Origin of the sequence: Escherichia sp. MOD1-EC6475 (genome assembly GCF_003046645.1) — a bacterium.
In the GTDB taxonomy this organism is placed as follows: domain Bacteria; phylum Pseudomonadota; class Gammaproteobacteria; order Enterobacterales; family Enterobacteriaceae; genus Escherichia; species Escherichia ruysiae.
This window is the reverse complement of record NZ_PZKQ01000052.1, coordinates 1-23,472: the sequence shown is the minus strand read 5'-3', so window position 1 is coordinate 23,472 and position 23,472 is coordinate 1. Positions and strand designations below refer to the sequence as shown.

At 48.9% G+C, this 23,472-nt stretch carries 17 protein-coding genes and 1 tRNA gene; 6 read left to right on the top strand and 12 right to left on the bottom strand.

What is annotated here, in order from left to right; translation table 11 throughout:
* Positions 1 to 5 precede the first annotated feature (5 nt).
* The 3 genes from ssnA to mocA form a co-directional block, all read right to left on the bottom strand.
* Positions 6 to 1,334: a putative aminohydrolase SsnA gene (gene ssnA, locus A7589_RS16545; RefSeq protein ID WP_000906293.1), complete on the bottom strand. Its 1,329-nt coding sequence runs from the start codon at positions 1,332 to 1,334 to the stop codon at positions 6 to 8.
* A 2-nt stretch (positions 1,335 to 1,336) separates the two neighbouring features.
* The gene (ygfK, locus tag A7589_RS16540) at positions 1,337 to 4,435 is read right to left on the bottom strand and encodes a putative selenate reductase subunit YgfK (RefSeq protein ID WP_021551325.1); all 3,099 of its coding nucleotides are present in this window, start codon (positions 4,433 to 4,435) and stop codon (positions 1,337 to 1,339) included.
* Positions 4,436 to 4,757: 322 nt separating this feature from the next.
* Entirely contained in the window at positions 4,758 to 5,336 is a 579-nt protein-coding gene (gene mocA, locus A7589_RS16535; protein ID WP_108188929.1) for a molybdenum cofactor cytidylyltransferase, read from the bottom strand.
* 104 nt (positions 5,337 to 5,440) lie between these two features.
* Here mocA and yqeC point away from each other — a divergent pair, with 104 nt between their 5' ends.
* Together yqeC and yqeB are read left to right on the top strand one after the other, a co-directional pair.
* Positions 5,441 to 6,211 (top strand): selenium cofactor biosynthesis protein YqeC, encoded by a 771-nt coding sequence (gene yqeC / locus A7589_RS16530; RefSeq protein WP_108188928.1) that lies wholly within the window; start codon positions 5,441 to 5,443, stop codon positions 6,209 to 6,211.
* A gap of 47 nt (positions 6,212 to 6,258) precedes the next feature.
* Complete coding sequence (yqeB, locus tag A7589_RS16525) at positions 6,259 to 7,884, top strand: selenium-dependent molybdenum cofactor biosynthesis protein YqeB (protein WP_108188927.1); 1,626 nt, start codon at positions 6,259 to 6,261, stop codon at positions 7,882 to 7,884.
* 40 nt (positions 7,885 to 7,924) lie between these two features.
* On the opposite strand, the gene arcC is transcribed toward yqeB, so the two are convergent.
* The 5 genes from arcC to ygeW are packed head-to-tail and all read right to left on the bottom strand — an operon-like array spanning position 7,925 to position 14,053.
* Complete coding sequence (gene arcC / locus A7589_RS16520) at positions 7,925 to 8,857, bottom strand: carbamate kinase (protein ID WP_000037980.1); 933 nt, start codon at positions 8,855 to 8,857, stop codon at positions 7,925 to 7,927.
* A gap of 47 nt (positions 8,858 to 8,904) precedes the next feature.
* Positions 8,905 to 10,290 carry a D-phenylhydantoinase gene (gene hyuA, locus A7589_RS16515; protein WP_108188926.1) on the bottom strand — a complete coding sequence of 462 codons (1,386 nt, stop codon included), beginning with the start codon at positions 10,288 to 10,290 and terminating at the stop codon, positions 8,905 to 8,907.
* Positions 10,291 to 10,342: 52 nt separating this feature from the next.
* On the bottom strand, positions 10,343 to 11,554 hold the full coding sequence (locus tag A7589_RS16510; protein WP_001107125.1) for a YgeY family selenium metabolism-linked hydrolase: 1,212 nt from the start codon (positions 11,552 to 11,554) through the stop codon (positions 10,343 to 10,345).
* Between the two features lie 57 nt (positions 11,555 to 11,611).
* The gene (gene dpaL / locus A7589_RS16505; protein ID WP_000110483.1) at positions 11,612 to 12,808 is read right to left on the bottom strand and encodes a diaminopropionate ammonia-lyase; all 1,197 of its coding nucleotides are present in this window, start codon (positions 12,806 to 12,808) and stop codon (positions 11,612 to 11,614) included.
* 57 nt (positions 12,809 to 12,865) lie between these two features.
* Positions 12,866 to 14,053 carry a knotted carbamoyltransferase YgeW gene (ygeW, locus tag A7589_RS16500; protein ID WP_001360948.1) on the bottom strand — a complete coding sequence of 396 codons (1,188 nt, stop codon included), beginning with the start codon at positions 14,051 to 14,053 and terminating at the stop codon, positions 12,866 to 12,868.
* A 479-nt stretch (positions 14,054 to 14,532) separates the two neighbouring features.
* On the opposite strand from ygeW, the gene A7589_RS16495 reads away from it, so the two are divergent.
* On the top strand, positions 14,533 to 16,311 hold the full coding sequence (locus A7589_RS16495) for a sigma-54 interaction domain-containing protein (protein WP_000424616.1): 1,779 nt from the start codon (positions 14,533 to 14,535) through the stop codon (positions 16,309 to 16,311).
* Between the two features lie 39 nt (positions 16,312 to 16,350).
* On the opposite strand, the gene xdhC is transcribed toward A7589_RS16495, so the two are convergent.
* Genes xdhC through xdhA form a run of 3 tightly spaced genes read right to left on the bottom strand, consistent with a single transcriptional unit; the run spans position 16,351 to position 20,013 of the window.
* On the bottom strand, positions 16,351 to 16,830 hold the full coding sequence (gene xdhC / locus A7589_RS16490) for a xanthine dehydrogenase iron sulfur-binding subunit XdhC (protein WP_001016616.1): 480 nt from the start codon (positions 16,828 to 16,830) through the stop codon (positions 16,351 to 16,353).
* Positions 16,827 to 17,705: a xanthine dehydrogenase FAD-binding subunit XdhB gene (xdhB, locus tag A7589_RS16485; protein WP_000459214.1), complete on the bottom strand. Its 879-nt coding sequence runs from the start codon at positions 17,703 to 17,705 to the stop codon at positions 16,827 to 16,829. The genes xdhC and xdhB overlap by 4 nt, the downstream gene beginning before the upstream one ends.
* Positions 17,706 to 17,715: 10 nt before the next feature.
* A complete protein-coding gene (gene xdhA / locus A7589_RS16480; protein WP_000388090.1) occupies positions 17,716 to 20,013 on the bottom strand; it encodes a xanthine dehydrogenase molybdenum-binding subunit XdhA in 2,298 nt (765 codons plus the stop codon).
* Positions 20,014 to 20,402: 389 nt separating this feature from the next.
* Here xdhA and actS point away from each other — a divergent pair, with 389 nt between their 5' ends.
* Both actS and A7589_RS16470 read left to right on the top strand, forming a co-directional pair.
* Positions 20,403 to 21,158 (top strand): amidase activator ActS, encoded by a 756-nt coding sequence (gene actS, locus A7589_RS16475; RefSeq protein ID WP_010349361.1) that lies wholly within the window; start codon positions 20,403 to 20,405, stop codon positions 21,156 to 21,158.
* A gap of 78 nt (positions 21,159 to 21,236) precedes the next feature.
* Positions 21,237 to 21,310, top strand: a tRNA-Gly gene (locus tag A7589_RS16470).
* Between the two features lie 182 nt (positions 21,311 to 21,492).
* Here A7589_RS16470 and A7589_RS16465 read toward each other — a convergent pair.
* Positions 21,493 to 22,899: a winged helix-turn-helix domain-containing protein gene (locus tag A7589_RS16465; RefSeq protein ID WP_108188925.1), complete on the bottom strand. Its 1,407-nt coding sequence runs from the start codon at positions 22,897 to 22,899 to the stop codon at positions 21,493 to 21,495.
* A gap of 443 nt (positions 22,900 to 23,342) precedes the next feature.
* On the opposite strand from A7589_RS16465, the gene A7589_RS16460 reads away from it, so the two are divergent.
* The coding region (locus tag A7589_RS16460; RefSeq protein WP_000567664.1) for an IS3 family transposase at positions 23,343 to 23,472 on the top strand (130 nt) is incomplete at its 3' end.

Below are 23,472 nucleotides of genomic sequence, written 5' to 3'. Positions count from 1 at the left end.
GTCATTTATGCCAGCGCATCCATCCGACGCCACATACCGGCGGCGGCTTTTCTGGCTTGCGCATAAATGGAATCGCAATCGAAGTTAAACTGACGGTCTTCATAGACCATCACACCGTTGACCATCACGCTGTGAACGCTGCCTGAACCCATGCCGAAAGCGATATGACCGGCGATATTGTCCGCCAGCAACGGCGTTGGCGAGTTGTAATCGCAAATGGTTAAATCGGCTTTATAACCGGCTTCCAGCAGGCCGAATTTCGCACCAAAGTTGCGACTCATTAGTTCGTTGCCGTTAGTCAGGGCTTTGGCAAAACTGTCAGGCCACAGCGGACCACCAGCGTCACGATGTTTAAAGAAGGCGAATTTCATCTCTTCAAACATGTCTGAACCGATGCCGTCGGTTCCCAGCGCCAGATTGCGGATATCGCTAAGATGATGGTTGTAACCAACATGGTTATTCATGTTGGAGCGGGCGTTATGTACCAGGAACGCGTCACGCTGATTAAGCAGGGCGATATCCTCTTTCGACAGATACAGGCCGTGGGCGACCAGCGTTTTGCTATCGATAAGATCGAATTGCGCCAGCCGTGCCAGCAGATCTTTGCCGTACCAGTGGTGACTGTGAGAAACGTCGTAAAGATCTTCAGCAGCGTGAATGTGTAAACCACGCCCGGTGGCTTTTACGGCTTCGCGCAGCATTTCCAGACCTGCATCCGGCACAGTAAACGGCGCGTGAGCACCAATATGCGCTTCGACCAGATATGGCTCGGTAGCCGCTTTCTTCGCGTCGTCAATCTGACGGGCGAAACGGATGTTTTCTTCTACACCTTCCTGTAACTCTGTGATGCCGTTGTTACGGTCAGTGGTTTCAAAACAGGTCATCGCACGCAGGCCAACTTTTAAAAATGCGTTGCGCAGCGTCGAGAGCGACCCGCCGATATAAGCCGGGGAAGCATGGTGATCGATAACCGACGTGCATCCGCTCTTGATTGCTTCGAGTGAACAAATCAGCCCGCTGTAATAGAGCGACTCTTCATCAAGGGCACGATCGAGCCGCCACCAGAGATTTTTCAGCGTTGAGATGAAATCCGGGCAGGGGGCGATGTTCGCCATAATTCCGCGCGAAAGTCCCGAGTAAAAATGGTTGTGCGAGCAGACAATCCCAGGCATCACAATCCGGCCATGCATCTCTTTGTAGCTGGCGTCAGGATAACGCTGCGTCAGAGCATCGCCGATCGCGACAATCACATCATTTTCGATGGCGATATCGACGCCTTCCTGCACTTTTGCCGGGTGTAACTGCACTGCGGTGACATTCTTCAGAATCAACATGATTACACCTCCACGCGGCCCAGCAGATAATGATGATACTGGTGGACATGGCTGATAATGCGGCACATATCGTTCAGCTCTGGCGGTACGTTGTCGAACTGACCTTCGCTATTGATGTTCAACACCCAACTCTGGTTATTCAGACGGACACGTACACGCTCATCTTCCACCAGGAAGCCTGGATTGCTGCTGTTATCAAAGTCTTGCGACAGACTAAAGACGGTGATTTTGTCTTTGTACGGTTTACCGTTCCACGGGCAGAACTGGGCGCAGTTGCCGCATTCGTTGCAGTAAGCGTCAAGGTGCAGCGTCTGGAAACGGTTCTGGAAGCCAGGGACGGCAATTGAGACGTTGGCGCGGTTCGGGCAGACATCTACACACTTGCTGCAAACGTAGTTACATTCAAGGCAGCGAGCGGCTTCCTGGGCGACAAACGCGTCGCGATCGTCGCTGTTCACCAGGGTGACTGAGATATCACCTTTACGTTGGTAGATTTCCGCCGGGTTGACGTTGTTCCAGTGTTTATCGTTCTGGTGGGAGCGAATATTTTCCCGACTAAGGATGGCATCGGTAGCCCGACGAGCGGTGCCAACTGCGGCAACGATAGAGGACGGTCCGCGCTGTACGTCACCGATCATAAAGACGTCAGTCAGGCGGGTCTCACCGTTATGGTCGACATCAGGCCAGCCGTTTTTGTCCAGCGGCACGCCCATCGCATTCAGGGCTTCAGTATCCTGCTGTTCGCCAATGGCGGTGATCAGGCTGTCTACGTGCAGCGTTACCGTTTCGCTGGTTTCAACCGGACGGCGGCGACCTTTCTCATCAGGTTCGCCAAGCGACATGACGCGCAACGTTAAGGTGCCATCCGCATCAAAACGTTCTGGGTTATTGAGGAAACGGAACTCTACGCCATCGTGTAGTGCTTCTTCATACTCTTCGCGCCATGCTGGCATCTCTTGCAGTGAACGACGGTAAACGACAGTCGCTTTTTCTACGCCCGGCACGCGTAATGCCGCGCGGGCGCAGTCCATTGCGGTGTTACCCGCACCGACAATCACCACATGTTTGCCCAGCTTGAGCGCCGTTCCTTTGTTGTACTCACGCAGGAAGGGGAGGGATTTCCAGACATTCTGGTTGTCGCCAGCCAGTTTCACACCGCTGTTTTTATCGGTGCCGGTGGCAATCAGAACATAGTGGAAACCCTGATTTTTTAACTGTTCGACGGTCAGATCCGGTGAGCAGTCATACTCAAATTTCACGCCGTGATCGGCAACAAAATTGATATCGTGCTGAATCAACTCAGCAGGAATACGGAATTGGGGAATGATATTTTTCACCACGCCGCCGGCGTTAGCTTCGCGTTCAAACAGTGTGACCGGATGCCCCGCTCTGGCAAGGAAGTAACCTGCAGCCAGACCCGCAGGACCCGCGCCAATGACGGCAACCGGATGGCGAGAACCAGAACCCGCTGGTTTGTGCCAGCGTTGTTTGTATTCATCCCAGCCTTTTTCCAGGGCGACTTTTTTCAGTTCGCGGATATTCAGCGCACTGTCGTAATCCAGGCGGGTACAGTTGTACTGGCACTGGTGATCGCAAATGTGACCAGTAATGGCGGGCAGGGCATTACGTTGGTAGATGAGTTCCAGCGCGTCGGCATAACGATGTTCGCCCAACAGTCGAATGTATTCCGGAATATCCTGTTTGATGGCGCAGGCAGTGACACAGGGGGCAACGTAGCAGTCGGTCAGCGGCAGGTCTTCTGCCACTTCTATCCGCTCTTCTGGCTTCCAGTGTTTCTGGGTGTATTCCATGGTCAGCGCATCTGCGGCCAGCTTGCTCAGTCGTTCCACGTCAACGTGGTCAAGTCCCCAGGCGTCGGAGCCTTCCAGCTCGCGCATACAGGCACTTAAACGCAGATAGCCGCCTGGTTTCAGCAAGTCGGTTGCCATGGTGATTGGGCGAATGCCAGTATCGAAAATATCGCGGATAGTCAGCTGGCTGGCACCACCGGAATAAGAAATTGGCAGTTTGCCGTCAAAGGCGCGGGACAGAACTGCTGCGACATTGATAGAGAGCGGGAACAGCGCACGGCCGGACATATACATCTCTTCACCAGGCAGTGCGCCTTTGTTATTGATGGTGCCGAGAGTGTTAGTCAGTTTGACGCCAAAGCCGAGTGATTTTTCTTTTGCCAGAGCCATCAGGCGTTCCAGCATTTCCAGCGCCTGCGTCAGCTTGAGGTCGTGATCAAATGACTCTTCTTTTAAGCCGATGTAATCGAATCCACATCCATCAAGAATCTCACGAACACGCGCGTACCCCAGTAAGGTCGGGTTGAGTTTCACAAAGGTGTTCAGCTCTTTTTCTTCCAGCATGTAGCGGCAAATGGCTTCGATTTCATGCGGAGGGCAGCCGTGCATGGTGGAGAGGGTAACGCCTTGTACCATGCTGGTGGGGATACGGGCTGGCAAGGCCTGCAAGCTTTCACGTTTTTCTTGTAATCCGTGACGGGCTAAAAATGCGTCATCGAGGAGGAGTTTATTCAGCGTATCGCGGTATTGAGCGAATTTCGGATGGTCAGATGCGTCCATCATATTGTCGATGAACTGCTGCATCGGCGGCTGCTTAATGCCTTCGAGGTTGTAACCGACGCTCATATTAAAGATGAACGATTTACCGGAGTCAGAAGGCTGGAACATCGCTTCGAGAAGATGCAGGGCAAACCAGGCTTTGAGGTATTCATCCCAGGCTTTAAGCAGGGTAAATTCGGTGGACCATTCGGTGTTAAAGCACTCATCTTCGGCGTCGATACAAGGCTTTTCCAGCTCCAGACGATCAAGAATCTGGACGGTTTTTAGTTCGATGAAGCGTCCGCCAGTCAGCCAGGAGGTGACGATGTTTTGCGCGAGTTGCGTGTGCGGACCAGCGGCAGGGCCGACGGGGGTGGCACAGGTTTCACCGAAGACGCCGACAGATTTACCTTTTACGGGTGAGTAAAACTGTTGCTCAGGAATACCAAAGATTGAGCGTTGTTGTTGGTATTCATCAAATATGCGCGTCAAAAGTTCCTCAAACGGAATGGGACGCATAATATCCCCCATAACCCTCTCCTTAGCTTATACAGATATCATTGAGTAACCGGTATTGATAAATCCGGTGGTTTAAGGAGACAGAGCAACAATCGCACCACTATTGCCAGGTTGGTCCTGAAATATAAAAAAATGTGAGGCGCCTCGAAACTTAATGGTTTTTTGTGAATGATCTCACAGGTGCTAAATGAGAATTAAAATCACTACTGAGATTTATTATTGTCAGGGCTTTTATCATTTTTTCTCATTTCTCAAAATCAGTGACTCCTTATCATTATGATAAAAACGAGCTGAGTGGAATGAATATTTGAACGCAATCGTTTAACCTGATTTTCTAAAATTTAGTATGCCGCTTTTGCGCATAAATAAAGTCCTCGGGGGTATCAATATCTAAAATTATTTCTTCATCTTCTATTTCGACGGAATAATGCTCACCCATTTGCAATGCCTGACGCATATTGGTCACGTTGGGGCGTTGGATAGCCTGCATCAGACTCGACTTTGAGATTAAAATGGGATGACCAGGAATGCCATTGTGGAGTGGGAGTATTGCGCCGTCATTGCGTAACTTCCAGATTTTATTGAAAATATTTGCATTAATGCTCGGCATGTCGCCATGAGTAATAAAGCAATGTTCGGTTTGCACTTCGGGAGCAGCAGCCTTCACCGAGGTCAGTAAGCCCTGCTCATAATCTGGATTATAAATAAGAGTAATATTGTCAGTGTTCTCGTAGCGATGATGCAGTTCATTAGCGCGAAAACCCGTAACTAAAATAATTCGACTACAAAACTGCAACGCGTTTTTGATACTTGCATCAAGAATTGTTTCCTGTTGCCAGGGTAACATCATTTTCCATTGTCCCATTCTTGATGATAATCCAGCAGCGGTAATTATACAGTCGATGGCTGACATAGTGATTCCATTATTTATATCGGTTAATAACGCCTGAAAATTGCGTTACTTCCTGGTTAATGAATTTGTGGGTTAATTTATCCCAGAGAGGTCTATGAAGACTCGTGAAAAGTATAATTGACCCATCAGCATTATTCATTGATTTAGGCGTGCAGAACGCTCCGGCAGTCATTTCTGTTGTTGGTGCTGGGGGAAAAACCAGTCTGCTTTTTTGGCTGGCAGAGTTACTTCAGTCTAGTGGCAGGCGCGTGTTAATCACGACGACGACACATATGTTTATACCAACGTCTCACTGGCCCGTGGTTTTCTGTCGCGATCCCGCCATGCTTCCTCATGCGTCTCTCACATCCCCCATTGCATTTTGTTTTCACCGCTTCAAAGCGAAACAGGGAAAAGCGCAGGGATTTACGCCAGATACCATTGATGTACTGGCGCAACGACCAGAATGTGACGTAATTCTCATTGAGGCAGATGGCTCGCGTGGAATGCCGTTAAAAGCGCCGGATGAGCACGAACCTTGCATACCCAAAAGCAGTTGCTGCGTGATTGCTGTGATGGGAGGGCATATTTTGGGCGCTAAAGTTGGCGCCGAAAATGTCCATCGCTGGTCGCAGTTTGCTGATATTACTGGGTTAACACCAGATGCAACCTTGCAACTTAGCGATCTCGTTGCGCGGGTTCGCCATCCGCAGGGCGCGTTTAAAAACGTACCGCAAGGCTGTCGGCGAGTCTGGTTCATTAACCGTTTTTCTCAATGTGAGAATGCGATTGCGCAAAGCGAGCTACTCAAACCGCTGCAACAACATGACGTAGAGGCAATCTGGCTGGGCGATATACAAGAACATCCTGCAATCGCGCGCAGATTTGTGAATTAGCAGCTCGGGCATTCCGGGTTACTGAAAGGATATCCATTGAGGTTGGTATGAATATTTTCACAGAGGCTGCAAAACTCGAAGAGCAAAATTGTCCGTTTGCGATGGCGCAAATTGTTGATAGCCGAGGTTCTACACCCCGTCATTCTGCACAAATGTTAGTGCGTGCCGATGGTTCTATCGTCGGCACAATTGGCGGCGGAATGGTTGAGCGGAAGGTGATTGAAGAGTCGCTTCAGGCATTGCAGGAACGTAAGCCGCGATTATTCCACGGGCGCATGGCTCGTAACGGCGCGGATGCCGTCGGGTCAGATTGCGGAGGCGCAATGTCAGTGTTTATCAGCGTACATGGTATGCGACCACGTCTGGTGTTGATCGGCGCGGGGCATGTCAACCGGGCGATAGCCCAGAGTGCCGCGTTATTAGGGTTTGATATCGCCGTTGCCGATATTTATCGCGAAAGCCTCAATCCTGAACTTTTTCCGCCGTCAACTACGCTTCTCCATGCCGATTCGTTTGGCGCGGCAGTAGAAGCACTGGAGATTCGCCCTGATAATTTTGTCCTGATTGCCACGAATAATCAGGATCGTGAAGCCCTCGATAAACTCATTGAGCAGCCTATTGCATGGCTGGGTTTGCTGGCAAGTCGCCGCAAGGTGCAGCTTTTCCTGCGTCAGTTGCGCGAGAAAGGCGTGGCTGAAGAACATATTGCCCGTTTACATGCGCCGGTTGGTTACAACATTGGTGCGGAAACGCCGCAGGAGATAGCCATCAGCGTGCTGGCAGAAATATTACAGGTGAAAAATAACGCGCCGGGTGGGCTGATGATGAAACCTACGCATCCTTCCGGGCACCAACTGGTGGTGATTCGCGGTGCGGGGGATATCGCCAGTGGTGTGGCGCTGCGTCTGTATCATGCGGGGTTCAAAGTGATCATGCTGGAAGTGGAAAAGCCAACGGTGATTCGTTGTACCGTGGCGTTTGCCCAAGCCGTGTTCGACGGCGAAATGACGGTCGAAGGCGTCACTGCCTGCCTGGCAACCAGCTCTGCGGAGGCGATGAAACTTACCGAACGCGGGTTCATCCCGGTGATGGTAGATCCTGCCTGTTCACTGCTTGATGAACTGAAACCGCTTTGCGTTGTGGACGCTATTCTTGCGGAACAGAATTTGGGTACGCGTGCAGATATGGCGCCAGTGACGATCGCGCTTGGGCCGGGCTTTACCGCAGGTAAAGATTGTCATGCGGTGATTGAAACGAATCGTGGGCACTGGCTCGGTCAGGTGATTTACTCCGGCTGCGCACAGGAAAATACAGGTGTTCCCGGTAATATCATGGGGCATACCACCCGGCGAGTTATTCGCGCTCCGGCGGCAGGTATCATGCGTTCCAACGTGAAATTAGGCGATCTGGTGCAAGAGGGTGATGTGATTGCCTGGATTGGCGAGCATGAAATTAAAGCGCCGTTGACGGGGATGGTACGTGGCTTGTTGAACGACGGACTGGCTGTGGTCGGTGGTTTTAAAATTGGTGATATTGACCCTCGTGGTGAAACGGCTGATTTTACCAGTGTTTCAGATAAAGCCAGGGCGATTGGCGGCGGCGTACTTGAGGCGTTAATGATGTTGATGCATCAGGGCGTTAAAGCGACAGAAGAAGTGCTGGAAGTGGCTTAAATGAAAACGGCCGGATGGTATTACCCATCCGGCCTTTAACTTACTGACAAATCACCGTTCCGGTTTTGCCTTCAATCCCTTCTTTCGCTTTGCTCAACACGGTAATCAGTGCTTCGCGACCTGCGCGAGAGCGAGCAAACGAGGCGGCAGCTTCCACTTTCGGCAGCATAGAACCTTTCGCAAAATGACCTTCTTCGATAAAGCGTTCTGCATCGGCCAATGACAGGCGGTCGAGCCACTGCTCATTCTCTTTACCGAAGTTAATGGCCACTTTTTCTACCGCAGTCAGAATGATCAGCATATCGGCATCGATCATTTCTGCCAGACGGGCGCTGGCCCAGTCTTTATCGATAACCGCGCTGGCACCGCGCAGATGATTGCCTTCACGAATCACAGGAATACCGCCACCGCCAACGGTGATCACCACCTGGCCTGCATCTACCAGAGCTTTAACCGTTTCTTTTTCAATAATATCAACAGGCTTCGGTGAGGCTACTACACGACGATAGCCACGACCCGCGTCTTCTTTCAGGGTGTAACCCTGTTTTGTCAGTTGCTCGGCTTCCTGCTCGGTAAAGAACGATCCGATCGGTTTGGTCGGGTGGAGGAATGCCGGATCGTTAGCGTCGACTTCGACCTGAGTAACCAGCGTTGCTACAGGTTTATTAATACCACGAGAAAGCAGCTCTTCCCTTAAGGCATTTTGCAGATCGTAACCAATATATCCCTGACTTAACGCAACACAGACAGACATCGGCAGCATCGGCGAGTGCGCTTCAGTTTTTGCGGCAGCTTCGAATGCCTGGTTAATCATGCCTACCTGCGGTCCATTACCATGAGTGACGATAACTTCATGTCCCTGGGCAATTAAATCAACAATTGCCTGAGACGTAATTTTTACCGCTTTCATTTGTCCGGCCAGATCGTCGCCCAGCGCATTCCCGCCGAGGGCGAGAACAATTTTCTTACTCATTTTTCCTCACTCATCATTCTTGATTGTGTATAGATCCCTGGCAGTGGTTAGAGCACGGGAGGGACAAACGGTTTGCGTCGCAGGAAACGACCACGTCCGGCTTTGCCTGTAAAGGCTCCGTCGCAGAAAATCGTTTCACCACGGGATAAGGTTCTGACAATCGCGCCCTGACAGGTAAAGCCCTCCCAGGGAGAATAGTCGGCATTGTCGTGGAGATGGCGATGTTGAATGTGTTGGCTCTGGCGTGGATCGATAATCACCACGTCGCCATCGGAACCGGGCGCTAACAATCCTTTTTGTGGCCACAGGCCAAACAGCCTGGCGGGCATCGCACTGGTTAACTCAACAAAACGTTCCGGGGTGATACGTCCGGTCATTACGCCGCTGGAAAACAGCAATTGCATACGATTTTCCACACCGGGTAAGCCATTTGGGCAGCGACTGAAATCGCCTTTAGAAATTTGCTGGCGTTGAGCCATCGAGAAGGTGCAATGATCGGTCGCTACCACGTCAATCGCACCATCGCTGATGCTGCACCACAGCTTGTCCTGCTCACGAACGTTGCGCAGCGGCGGGCTAAGGATAAATTTCATTCCGTCTTCTGTATCGTAACTGCGTTCGTCCAGCAGAAGATATTGTGGGCAGGTTTCAACCCAGACTGGCTGGTGATTCGCACGGGCAAGACGCAGATAATCCAGACCTAAGCCGTTAGACAGATGGACGATATAGAGTGGGGCATTGCCGGCAAGTTGCGCCAGGTTAATCATGCGGGCGATAGCTTCTGCTTCGCATTCCAGAGGTCGACTCAATGCGTGATAGCGCGGAGCGGTTAGCCCGGCGGCGATGAACTCCGCCCGCTTACTGGCGATAGCTGCGTCATTTTCCGGGTGCACAGTGGTCAGGGCGCCGGACTCATGCAAGCGGCGTAATGCTTGCAACACTTCGTCATCGTTGAGTTTATATTGATAGGTTAAATAGAGTTTAAAACTGCTCAGTCCTTCTTCGACCATCATCGGAATTTCGTCGAGGATGGCGTGATTAATATGCTGAATTACACCGTGAAAGCTGTAGTCGATGACCGCTTTATGGGCGGCATAACCGCGATAAACTTCCAGTTGATGGCGTAACCGACAACCGTTTGGGCCAAATCCCATATGGTCAATAATGGTTGTTGTACCGCCACACGCGGCTGCGCGAGTACCGGTAAAAAAATCATCACAACTGCGCGCAATGCCGACATCAATATTGAAATGTGTATGGACATCGACGCCGCCAGGGATAACGTAACAGCCAGTGGCATCAATTTCTTCATAAGGGAGCTGCGGCGAAATATCGGTGCCCAACTGGCGAACAATCCCGCTTTCAATCAACAAATCCTGTTTGGCTTGTCCATCTGCGTTAACGACAGTGCCGTTTTTGATCAATACGCGCATAGCAAACTCCAAAAACCCTCCGGCGAACCGGAGGGGAATAAGTTAAGAATAATTATTCGGTTGCCAGCCAGCTTAACGGGATTGCAGCGTACATAGCGGCACAGGTCACCAGATGAGATTTCCAGGTTTTTTCGTTTGGCGCGTGCGCTTCAGGTTCTTTACCTGGGCCAAAGCCGATCACCGGAATGCCGTGACGACCCATGATGGATACGCCGTTAGTTGAGAAGGTCCACTTATCAACGACCGGCGCTTTGCCAAACAGACCTTCGTAGGCATTCACCAGGGCTTTAACAGTGAAGTGATCTTCTTCCACTTTCCAGGTCGGGAAGTAGCATTCGGTTGGGTAAACCAGGCCAGTCCAGGAAGGGCGGTCGTAGTTGTACATAGAAACAACCGCGTTGGCTTTCTGTACCGCAGGCAGGGCGCGGATTTCGTCCAGCGCGCCTTCCCAGGTTTCGCCCCAGGTCAGACGACGGTCAATAGAAACTGCGCAGCTGTCTGCTACAGCACAACGGCTTGGGGAGGTAAAGAAAATTTCAGAAACGGTGAGGGTGCCTTTGCCGAGGAATTCGTCATAGCCCAGACGCTGGGAGAGTTCTTGTAATTCGCCAAGAATCGGTCCCATTTTGAAAATGGCGTTATCACCGCGTTCTGGCGCAGAACCGTGGCAGCTAACTCCCTGAACATCTATACGAATTTCCATACGTCCGCGCTGACCACGGTATACCTGGCAATCAGTCGGTTCAGTACTGACCACAAATTCCGGGCGAATGCCGGATTGTTCAATAATGTACTGCCAGCACAGACCGTCGCAGTCTTCTTCCTGTACCGTACCGGTGACCAGCAGGGTGTATTCATCTTCCAGACCGAGGTCTTTAATGATTTTACCGGCATAAACCATAGATGCCATGCCGCCTTCCTGGTCGGAAGTGCCGCGACCACCAATCAGCTCATCAGTTTCCATGCCTTCGTACGGATCGAAGTCCCAGTTTTTGATGTTGCCAATGCCGACGGTATCGATATGAGCGTCCATTGCCACCAGACGCGGGCCGTGGCCGATATAACCGAGAACGTTACCCATCGGGTCGATTTCAACTTTATCGAAGCCGACTTTTTCCATCTCTTCTTTAATACGATGCACTACGCGTTTTTCGTCGCAGCTTTCGCTGGGAATCGCAACCATGTCGCGCAGGAAGCGAGTCATGTCTGCCTGGTAATCCTTTGCTTTTTCAAGAATCAGTTTGAATGGAATATTCTTAGCCATTATTTTTCTCCAGTTTTTTTACTCCCCGTATTGCAGGGAGCAGTTCCAATAGGGTGATTAAGGTGCTACAGAGTGTTTGCCTTCCCAGACAACTTCGCGGTAGTGCTTCACGTCGGTGTCGCCTTCTGTGCTGATAACCAGCACCACGGCATCTTTGTTCAGCGCCAGTTTTTCCATCAGGCTTTGACGTTGCGGGTGATAATGAACCGCCGCGAGAACGCCCAAACCGACAGCGCCAGATTCACCGGAGATGATGCGTGGATCGTTGCCATACGGATTACCCAGCACGCGCATACCTAATGCGGCAACGCTGTCCTGGCAGGAGATGAATTGGGTGGCGCAGTTACGTAGGATTTCCCAGCCCAGCGGGTTAGGTTCGCCGCAGGCCAGGCCCGCCATAATAGTGGCCATATCGCCGCCAACGTTGACGATATCGCCTTTGACGCCAGAGCGATAAATACAGTCAGCTTTGTCAGGTTCAACAATAATGCTGTGCAGATTTTGCGGGCTATAGACATCGACCAGATAACCCAACACACCACCGGCCATAGCACCGACACCGGCTTGCAGCAGAACGTGCGTCGGGGTTACGCCCATTTCACGCATTTGCTCGACAGCTTCATCTGCCAGCGTGGCATAGCCTTGCATGATCCAGGTTGGGATTTTGGTGTAGCCTTCCCAGGCTGTGTCTTGTACCACTTCCCAGCCGTGCTGCTGCGCGTGTTGCATGGTCAGGCGAACGGTGTCGTCATAGTTCATATCGGTGACGATGCACTCGGCACCGAGATTCAGAATGGCGTCAACGCGTTCCTGAGCGGAGCCTTTCGGCATGTAAATCACCGCATTCTGTCCGAGTTGCTGCGCTGCCCATGCCACACCGCGCCCGTGGTTGCCGTCGGTGGTGGTGGCGAAGGTCATTTTTTCGCCGATAGCCTTTTTCAGGTGTTCAAATGACAGTGTTTCGATATCAAGATGATATTTTTCGCACAGTAACTGAGCGATGGCATACGCACCGCCGAGCATCTTGAAGGCGTTCAGACCGAATCGTTTTGATTCGTCCTTAACGAGAATTTTCTTCACACCAAAAAGGTTCGCGAGGTCGTCCAGCGCACAAAGCGGTGTTGGGCGATAGCCAGCAATCTTCTGATGGAACTGGCGCGCCAGTTTTGCCTGGCTTTGCGAAAAGAGCGGTGATGTTTCGCCGTTGAAAAATTTGTTATCGGCGATATCAATCTTCAATGAGAAAACGGACATATCCTATCCTTTTGGCCTCTGTAAATAGAGAGCCGATCTGTCGATCGGCCCGAGGGGTTATTTCACGCGTTCTTGCGCTTCTTTCAGCAGTTGTTCGAGCAGTGCACCCGGTTTGGAGTATTTACGGGACAGGATCATCGCGGCGATGATATAAGGCTTCCAGCTGGCTTCTTTGTAGGTCGCGATACGGTATTTTTCGAATACGCCCTCAGTGACTTCACCTTCTTTGCAGGATACGCCGCTGATATCGGCTGGCAGGCAGTGCATATACAGGGCTTCGCCATCACGGGTCAGCTCCATCATCTCTTCAGTACAATGCCAGTCTTTGTGCTGTGCGTTCTGCGCCAGACACTGTTTTTCCAGTGCTTTTAAGCCTTCGTGATCGTTAGCGCGCAGCAGTTCAGTACGCTCTTCCATCACTTTGTAAGGTGCCCATGACTTCGGATAAACGATGTCTGCATCTTTGAACGCTTCTTCCATGCTGGTGACCTGACGGAAGCTGCCGCCGGACGCTTTAGCATTGTTTTTCGCCACTTCAACCACATCCGGGATCAGGTCGTAACCTTCCGGGTGGGCCAGGGTGACATCCATACCGAAGCGGGTCATCAGGCCGATGATGCCTTGCGGAACAGAAAGCGGTTTGCCGTAGCTTGGTGAATAGGCCCAGGTCATGGCGATTTTTTTACCTTTCAGGTTTTCCAGCGAACCAAAGTGTTCACGCAACCATGCCAGGTCAGCCATCGACTGCGTCGGGTGGTCGATATCACATTGCAGGTTAACTAAAGCCGGGCGCTGCGGCAGCACGCCCTGTTTGTAGCCGTCGTCGAGTGCCGCGCCAACTTCACGCATATAGGCGTTACCCGCACCCAGATACATATCGTCACGAATACCGATAGCGTCGGCGCAGAAGGAGATCATATTAGCGGTTTCACGAACGGTTTCGCCGTGAGCGATTTGTGATTTACCTTCATCAAGATCTTGCTGTGCCAGACCGAGCAGGTTAAGCGCGGAAGCATAAGAAAAACGGGTACGGGTGGAGTTGTCGCGGAATACGGAAATACCTAATCCACTATTAAAGACTTTGGTCGAGATGTTTTCAGCACGCAGTGCTTTTAACGCTGCGGCAACGTCCAGTACTTGTTTCAGTTCATCTGGCGTCTGTTCCCACGTTAACAAAAAATCTTTCTCGTGAAGGTGAGAGGTCAGCGAATTGATATCCTTAATCAGCTCATTAACAGTTTTCATCATAAAGTCCCGATAGTGGAATGACAGGCAAAGTGGTTTATTTCACTATGACTTGCCAAAGTGATTGGTGTTTTCACAGCTATACCAGGGACTAACAATAAGTGTGCCAGAATTATCTACGCGGCTGCGAAAGAGTAATTTGACAGGTAATGTGTGGGGTTGATCACAAATTAACATTGCACTATGGAGCATAAAAATATACGGAAACGATTGGCTTTTTTTCTGCCGTTATTTATTTGCTGCTAAGTATCGTAAATAAGATATAAGGGAGAGGAGAATCGTCGTCAGTTTGATAAATGCAGTCCCGTAATTCTCATATTGATATAGAAATGTGATATCACTTCCATAATTTCATTAGAAAGTGATAAAAATCCTATGTTTTTAGCAAAGCTATATTTGTCTGAGTTAATATCGTCATGACCTGTGAACCATCAACGTCTTCAATGATCGACTTTTAAGTGATTCTGGAAGGTAAAGCTATGGAGCTTGTTACTACGCAGTCAGTATTGATGCAAATTCAACCAACAATTCAGCGTTTTGCCAGAATGCTAGCCAGCGTTTTGCAGCTTGAGGTTGAGATCGTTGATGAAAACTTGTGTCGCGTCGCTGGAACTGGCGCATATGGGAAGTTTCTTGGGCGCCAGCTAAGTGGCAATTCACGTTTGCTCCGCTATGTCCTGGAAACAAAAACCGAAAAGGTTGTGACACAGTCTCGCTTCGATCCCCTTTGTGAAGGTTGTGACAGTAAAGAAAATTGTCGTGAAAAGGCATTCCTGGGCACGCCCGTTATTCTGCAAGATCGTTGTGTCGGAGTAATAAGTTTGATTGCTGTTACTCATGAGCAACAAGAACATATCAGTGATAATTTACGCGAATTTTCAGATTACGTTCGCCATATATCTACTATTTTTGTCTCGAAACTTCTGGAAGATCAGGGGCCAGGAGATAATATAAGTAAAATATTCGCTACCATGATCGATAATATGGATCAGGGAGTGTTAGTTATCGATGAAGACAATCGTATTCAGTTTGTTAACCAGACTGCATTAAAAACTCTTGGTGTTGCTCAAAATAATATGGTTGGGAAACCTATTCGTTTCAGACCATTAACATTTGAGAGTAATTTTACTCATGGACATATGCAACATATCGTTTCGTGGGATGATAAAAGTGAATTAATAATTGGTCAGTTGCATAACATCCAGGGGCGACAGTTATTTTTGATGGCGTTTCACCAGTCACATACCAGTTTTTCTGTGGCGAACGTTTCTGATGAACCGCATATTGAACAATTAGTGGGTGAATGCCGGGTTATGCGGCAATTAAAACGACTCATTAGCCGTATCGCGCCCAGCCCATCCAGCGTAATGGTGGTCGGGGAAAGTGGCACCGGTAAAGAAGTTGTCGCTCGTGCAATTCATAAGTTGAGTGGAAGACGGAATAAACCCTTTATTGCTATCAACTGTGCCGCGATCCCGGAGCAGCTTCTGGAAAGTGAGCTGTTCGGTTATGTCAAAGGCGCTTTTACGGGTGCTTCTGCCAACGGCAAAACAGGGCTGATTCAGGCGGCGAATACGGGCACGCTGTTTCTCGATGAAATTGGCGATATGCCATTAATGTTGCAGGCAAAATTGTTACGAGCTATTGAGGCGCGTGAAATTCTGCCGATTGGTGCCAGCAGCCCAATACAGGTCGACATCCGCATCATTTCTGCAACTAACCAGAATTTGGCTCAGTTTATTGCTGAAGGTAAGTTTCGTGAGGATCTCTTCTATCGCCTGAATGTTATTCCGTTAACGTTGCCGCCTTTGCGTGAACGTCAGGAAGATATTGAACTGTTGGTGCATTACTTTTTACATCTGCATACCCGTCGTCTGGGGTCAGTTTATCCTGGCATTGCTCCTGATGTTGTTGAGTTGCTGCGTAAGCATTATTGGCCTGGAAACCTGCGAGAGCTAAGCAATTTGATGGAATATCTGGTCAACGTTGTTCCTTCAGGTGAAGTCATTGACAGCACACTCCTGCCGCCCAATCTGGTGAATAACGGCGTGACAGAGCAAAGTGAGAGCCCAGAAGCCAGCGAAGCACATTTGGCACTTGATGATGCTGGTGGTACGGCGCTGGAGGAGATGGAAAAACAGATGATCCGCGAGGCGCTTTCACGTCATAACAGCAAGAAGCAAGTTGCTGATGAACTGGGAATCGGCATTGCTACGCTCTATCGTAAGATTAAAAAATATGAATTGTTAAGTGCGTAACCGCAGTAAATCCGGCCTGCATTCAGGCCGGATTTCGTTTTACTTCGTTTCCTCGCAGTCCAGCACTGTATTCACAATCATCTGATAACCGGTGCAGCGACAAAGATTTCCCGCCAGGCCGCGACGAATTTCCGTAATAGTTAATGGTTTCTCGCGTGGTTTTGCCAGCATTGCCGTGGTGGCCATAATCAACCCGGGCGTACAAAAGCCACACTGTACCGCGCCTGATTTCGCATAAGCCTGTTGTACATGAGAAAGTTTGCCGCCTTTTGCTTCGCCTTCCAGCGTGCGTATCTCTTTTCCTTCAGCCCAGGAGGCAAGGTATAAGCAGCTATCTATCGCGGTGCCATCAACCAGCACAGTACACGCGCCGCATTCTCCAACGCAGCATCCTTGTTTGACGCTAAGTAATCCTTGTTCACGGAGTAGCTCTGAAAGCGGCATACCCGGCGCGGCGCGGAGCTGAAAAGGCATACCGTTAATGACGCATTCAATGGTAATTGTTTCGCTGTGGTTCATTGCAGTTTTCCCCCTGCCGCAGCGACGGCTTCGCTAATGACTTTTTGGGTCATCGTCTGGATAAGATGCAGACGAAACTCTTTACTCGCACGCCATGAGGAACGCGGGGCGACGTCTTGCAGGACAGACTCGCTGATGGCTTCCAGCGTTTGCAGGTTCAGTGGCGCGTTTTGTGCAGCCTGTTCGGCGTGTTGGCAGCGAATCGGCGTTGGAGCGGCAACACCAAATGCCAGGCGTAATTCACTGAAACTTCCATTATCCAGCCGACAATACGCGGCGCAGCCAATCGTTGAAATATCCATTGCGTCGCGCATGGCATATTTAAAATGCGCGCTACCAGCATGTTCTTTCGGTTGTGGCGGAAAATGAAAGGCGACAAGAATTTCGTCATGCTCAAGAGAGACTTTGCCTGGCCCTGTGTGAAAGCCATTAATCGGGACGAAACGAACTCCACGCGGTGAGTGGATCTCCAGCTTCGCGTCATAAATCAGCGTTGGTGTGGCGGAGTCTGCGCTGGTGGCACCGTTGCAAATATTTCCACCGTAGGTAGCGACATTACGGATCTGCGGTCCGGCAATTGACGAAGCCGCAGCACATAACGCCGGAAGATGATGCTGGGTTAACGGATCTTCAATGAGCTGAGTAAATGTCGTCGCGGAGCCGATTCGTAGCGCGCCATTTTCCTCCTGCGTAATTCCCCGAAGCTCCGCCAGATTGTGGATATCAACAATATGGCGATAACGGTCATTGTGATGATGGAGCTGAATCAGTACGTCAGTGCCACCGGCGAGCAGTTTTGCCTGCGGATTGTGGGTCAGCAGGTTGATGGCATCGGCAATGGTGGTCGCGCGATGGTAAGAAGCAAAATCAAACATGATGTTATCCTCAAATCAATCCTGCCAGATGGAACTCTTCGTATAACCGTTTTGGCGTCAGTGGCAGTGTATTGATTGCAACACCGGTAGCCATCTTCATCGCGTTACGAATAGCAGCGGCAACAGGAATGATTGGTGGCTCACCCAGTGACTTATGTCCGTATGCGGATTGCGGTTCATTGATTTCGACAAACGCACTTTCCAGTTGTGGCAGATCCGGCATGGTCGGCATTTTGTAATCCAGCAGATTTGGGTTACGTACCACGCCGCTTTTCGCGTCGATGATCATCTCTTCAAATAGCGCCCAGCCAATGCCCATTCCCATCCCGCCGTGTACCTGGCCTTCTGCCAGTAGCGGATTAAGAATATGCCCCGAATCATGAACGTTGAGGATGCGGTTGATAGTGACTTTGCACAGCGCAATATCGACTGTAAGGTCAACAAAGGTGCAGCCAAATGCCGGTGGGTTAGTGGTAGTTTTGATAGAACTTTCTGCAGAAAGCTGTCCGCCACGCTCGGGATGATAAAACGCATCCATTGCCAGATCTTTTAATGACAACAACGACTCTTCCGGTCTTTCAACCAGCACGATTTGGCCTTTTATCAGGGTCAGATTCATCGCTGACTGATGTAGCATGACAGCGGCGTGAGCGATGATTTTCTCTTTCAGCAGCAGCGCCGCACTGCGCAACGCTGGCGCGGCAACGTAGCTCTGACGTGATGCAAACGCGCCGGGGTCGAATGGTGTAATATCGGTGTCTTGTGTCGAAATTACGCGGACATCGCTGACCGGGACACCCACGGTTTCTGCCACCATTTGTGAGAACACGGTGTCGGCACCCTGACCGATTTCTGTAGCGCCGCTTTGCACGTTGATGGTTCCATCCTGATTCATCAACAGACGGGCGCCCGCGATTTCGACCCCGACAGGCCAGGTGTTAGAGGTGTAGCTAAAACAGGCAACGCCAACGCCTCGCCGTAAATTGCCTTGCTGGTTCTGACACTCTGCGCGGCGTTTTTCCCATTCAAAGATTTTCCGCCCTTTTTCAAGACACTCTGGTAATCCGGCGCTGTAAATACGTTTGCCCGTGAGCGGATTTGCATCGCCTTCTCGAGCAGCATTACGTAAACGAATTTCTACTGGGTCTAGTTCTAACGCGGTAGCGGCGTCATCCAGCATTGATTCGACAGCAAAAACGACTTGCGGTGCGCCATAACCACGCATCGCGCCTGCCGAGGGCAGATTGGTATAGCAGGTCTTTGAACTGTAGGCATAAGCACAACGAGGATAAAGGTAAGCGACTTTGTTACCGCCTGCGGAAGCGATGGAGTGACCGTGGGAGGCATAAGCGCCGGTGTTGGACAGAACATCCAGACTATAACCTTTCAACGTACCATCACGGTTCACGCCCATTTTCCCATCAATGGTAAAGGCGTGGCGGGTTCGGGTTGCGAGAAAACACTCTTCACGGCTAAGGGAAACTTTCACCGGAATGCCCCCGAGCTTGCTGGTCAGGAAGGCCGCCATAGGCTCTTCCAGCACATCCTGTTTATTACCAAAACCGCCGCCGACAAACGGTTTGATGACTCGAACACATGACCAGGGAATATCCAGCGCCTGACCGACAACGCGGCGAACAATATGTGGGATCTGCGTACTGGAGACGATGGTAATTCGCGAGTCATCCTCCATCCATGCCAGTGAGGTCACACTTTCCATATGGCAATGCTGAATGACCGGTGTCTGATAATGCCCCTCGATCTGGTAATCTGCCGCATCGATTGTTTGCTGGACATTGCCCGTCGACATCGTGCTTTGTTTAAGTAAATTGCCGCCGTTATGGATTGGTGCTGCGTCTTCTGCCAGTGCCGCTTCTGGTGTGGTGATAACGGGTAATTCTTGCCACTCAATGCTGACTAGTTGCGCCGCTTTTTCTGCCGTGAGCTCATCGCGAGCCACGACAATGGCAACGGCATCACCATGATGACGAACATGGCGGGTTAACAGTGCGCGATCGGCGGTATCGCGTTTGTTTTCGTCAAGTGTCCAGGCATGTCCTGCCGTAGCGAATGGGATATCCGGTACATCTTCCCAGGTAAAAATCGCCAGTACGCCCGGCAGGCTTCTGGCTTTTTCATCGTCAATATTTACGGCATAACCATGTGCGATAGGGCTACGTACATATTTTGCGTAACACATGCCCGCCATAACATAATCATCAGTATATCGTGCCCGCCCGGTAACCTTAGCAATGGCATCTACGCGCATACATGATTCACCTGTAGCGGTTGCTTCCCGCGCTTCCATAGAAATCCCCTTGATTTGAACATTTGGTTCTTATGGCAATGATTTAGTCTTTGCAGGCAAGAATTACGCCAGAAACGACTATAAGCATGGGGGGAGGAGGGAAGTGTGATGTTGTTAATAAAACGCCAGGGATGATGCGTTTTTATCAGCAAAGAAAGAGAGGGCTGTGTATCAATATGAGTGTGATAAAAATCATTGTGATAAATGAATATTAGGCGACAGTCAGGATGCCTTCTTTTGCGTTATGATGATGTGCAAATGGGGGATCGCTATCCTAATGGATTCATTCACAATTCTTGATTTGTACATCCATTTTCTGAGCAATGGATTGGGTATCTGACAGGTGGCTGCTATGATATAGCGTCTTGTTTTTTGAGCGAGGAAAGATTTTGAGCGCAGGACGCCCGAATAAAAAAACGCTGGGTATCGTGATGCTGTTATCGGCAGGGCTGCTTCTGGCGGGCTGTTCTGGTAGCAAATCATCAGACACAGGAACGTATTCCGGCTCCGTTTACACCGTGAAACGGGGGGATACGCTTTATCGTATTTCACGCACCACGGGAACAAGCGTAAAAGAACTTGCCCGACTCAACGGCATTTCTCCACCCTATACCATCGAAGTTGGTCAAAAGTTGAAGCTTGGTGGGGCAAAAAGTAACCGCAGCTCGAGAAAATATACAGCCAAATCAACGACGAAAACAGCGTCAGTCACTCCACCGCCAGTGGTTCCGAAATCTTCATGGCCGCCCGTCGGACAACGTTGCTGGTTATGGCCAACGAGTGGAAAAGTTATCATGCCTTACTCAATGGCTGATGGTGGTAATAAAGGGATTGATATTGCTGCAGCGCGCGGGACGCCAATATATGCAGCCGGCGCCGGTAAGGTGGTGTATGTCGGTAACCAATTACGTGGCTACGGTAATCTCATCATGATTAAACACAGTGAAGATTACATCACTGCTTACGCTCATAACGACACGATGCTGGTAAACAATGGGCAAAATGTTAAGGCTGGGCAAAAGATAGCGACGATGGGCAGTACGGATGCTGAATCTGTGCGGTTACATTTCCAGATTCGTTACCGTGCTACGGCGATTGATCCTTTGCGCTACTTGCCGCCACAGGGCAGTAAACCAAAGTGCTGATGGTGAATTAATCAGCAGTCAGTAGCAAGGCACTTGCTAAGAAGAGCGTAAGGTTTATAATGCCTTACGCATCTCAAAGCGGGCGTAGTTCAATGGTAGAACGAGAGCTTCCCAAGCTCTATACGAGGGTTCGATTCCCTTCGCCCGCTCCAGTTTTTATATCCTCATTTATTTTTCTTTTTTTATCGAAAACTTCCATTCTTTTAATGTGCTTACATCAAGTATGGTTGAATCAAATAACAACAATCAAAAATAAGTAGGGCTTGTGTGCTCCTCGACATTAACAGTCATAAACGAGTTTGCATTCGTTATACCAGTCGAGGATTATCACGACTCACGCTACTGCATATTGACTGTTAAAATCGATACTATTGTTAGTTTTTGTCAATTGCTTTAACTTTTGGATGTTATTAATAATAACTAAATAGCATTCTTTCTCTGTTCCTTGATAAACGAGTGTGTATTTTTTATTCTGTGTTGCAGAAATATATGCATTAATGCTTTTTTTTATTACCACAGCTTTATGCATATTAGGTTCAAGTAACAGAGCTTGATCTATACAAGCAATTGCATCCTCAATTCTATCGTTATATATATTTACCAGTGAACGATAATAGTATAAGGCGGCGATATCTAATATTTGTGTCTGCGCATGTTCAAAAAAAATACGTGATGTCGTTGCTTGTCCGGAAAGGCCGGTTATCAATCCCATGATCCCTAAAATCTTTCCATCACAAATAGTTTTATCTGACACCTTATCTATAAATGCTAATGCTTTTTGAGTTGCATCTTTATGCTCGTTCATACCATGAAGAGCCAGGGATATATAGCATTCAGCCAACAGGCAATGACACTCATTTATTAGAGACGGAATATTGTATTTTTTTTTCAGGTGTTCAAATATTGTTATTGCTTTGACAATACTTTCAGGTGTGAACTCATTCAGTGCGTTTTTTCCGTTAGACATTTCTTTTGATAAAATATTGTCATTAAAAGAATCGCGTTGACTGATCATTTCCTGCGCGGCTTTAGGTTTCTTCATAGCCAGATTCAAGTTACTGATTATAAATTGTGATACTTTTTGTATATCATCCGCTTGCAGATGTGTGCTGGCAACAAGATAAAAGCTTTTTGCATCGATCACTTCTACATATAAGCTATTTGATGCTCCATGTTGGCTAATTCTTCCAGTTATAAAATAATCTGGTTTGAATCTGGCCAGAAAAGCTGTTTGAGATTTATTATCTATACAATACTGGGTTGCCGCCAGTGGGTATATGTAAAGGTCATCATCTTTTTGGTTTGAAATAAGTTGTACAAGATCCTGATTTAGTTTTAATGGATCATGATGACTGTGAGACGTTGTAAATGGAAATAAAGCAACCGTACTTCCTTCTTCATTATTTTGGTTCCCTTTTATTTTGAAAACTTGCCCACTGAATCGATAGCCTTTCCTGTATATGGTTTCTATACAGCGGGTATAACCGATGCGTTCAAAAATACATCTTAATGAATATATACACCGTGTAAGGGACTCGTCACTTACAATCACATTTTTCCACACGGACTCAATGATCATATCTTTTGATACAACATTGCCAGATGATTCAAGCAATACAAATAATACGCCAAGCTCTTTCGGAGGTATGTAAGATTGCTCATTCCCTTTTGTAAGAATACCATCTTCTGTAAGAATTATTCCATCAGGAAAATGATATGAAAACTTAATTTCTAAATCCATTAGCTAACCCCTGTAAAGTTTATGGTTATTTACGTCCTGAATGAGTAATAGATATAACTGATATTCATATATGTTTTATTAAACTGTATATGATTTTGTATATATAAAATTCCATGACTGTTTGCATTAATTTATAGAGGATTTTTTCGAATGTAACCTGAAATGTCCTTAATTAATGCTTTTTAATCATGTTTCTACGTAACTAATTGAAAGGCAATGATAAACTGACGCGGCTATCATTCCTTAACTGAGTGCTGATTTTGATTTAAGATAAGAAAACATAGTCAGGTAACAGCTATATATCGAGTTCTAACCTTGTTTGTGAACGTTATAGTAACGATATCTTTCCCTGTAGACTGGCCCCCTGAACCTCCAGACAACCAATATCACTTAAATAAGTGATAGTCTTAATACTAGTTTTTAGACTAGTCATTGGAGAACAGATGATTGATGTCTTAGGGCCGGAGAAACGCAGACGGCGTACTACACAGGAAAAGATCGCTATCGTTCAGCAGAGCTTTGAACCGGGAATGACGGTCTCCCTTGTTGCCCGGCAACATGGTGTGGCAGCCA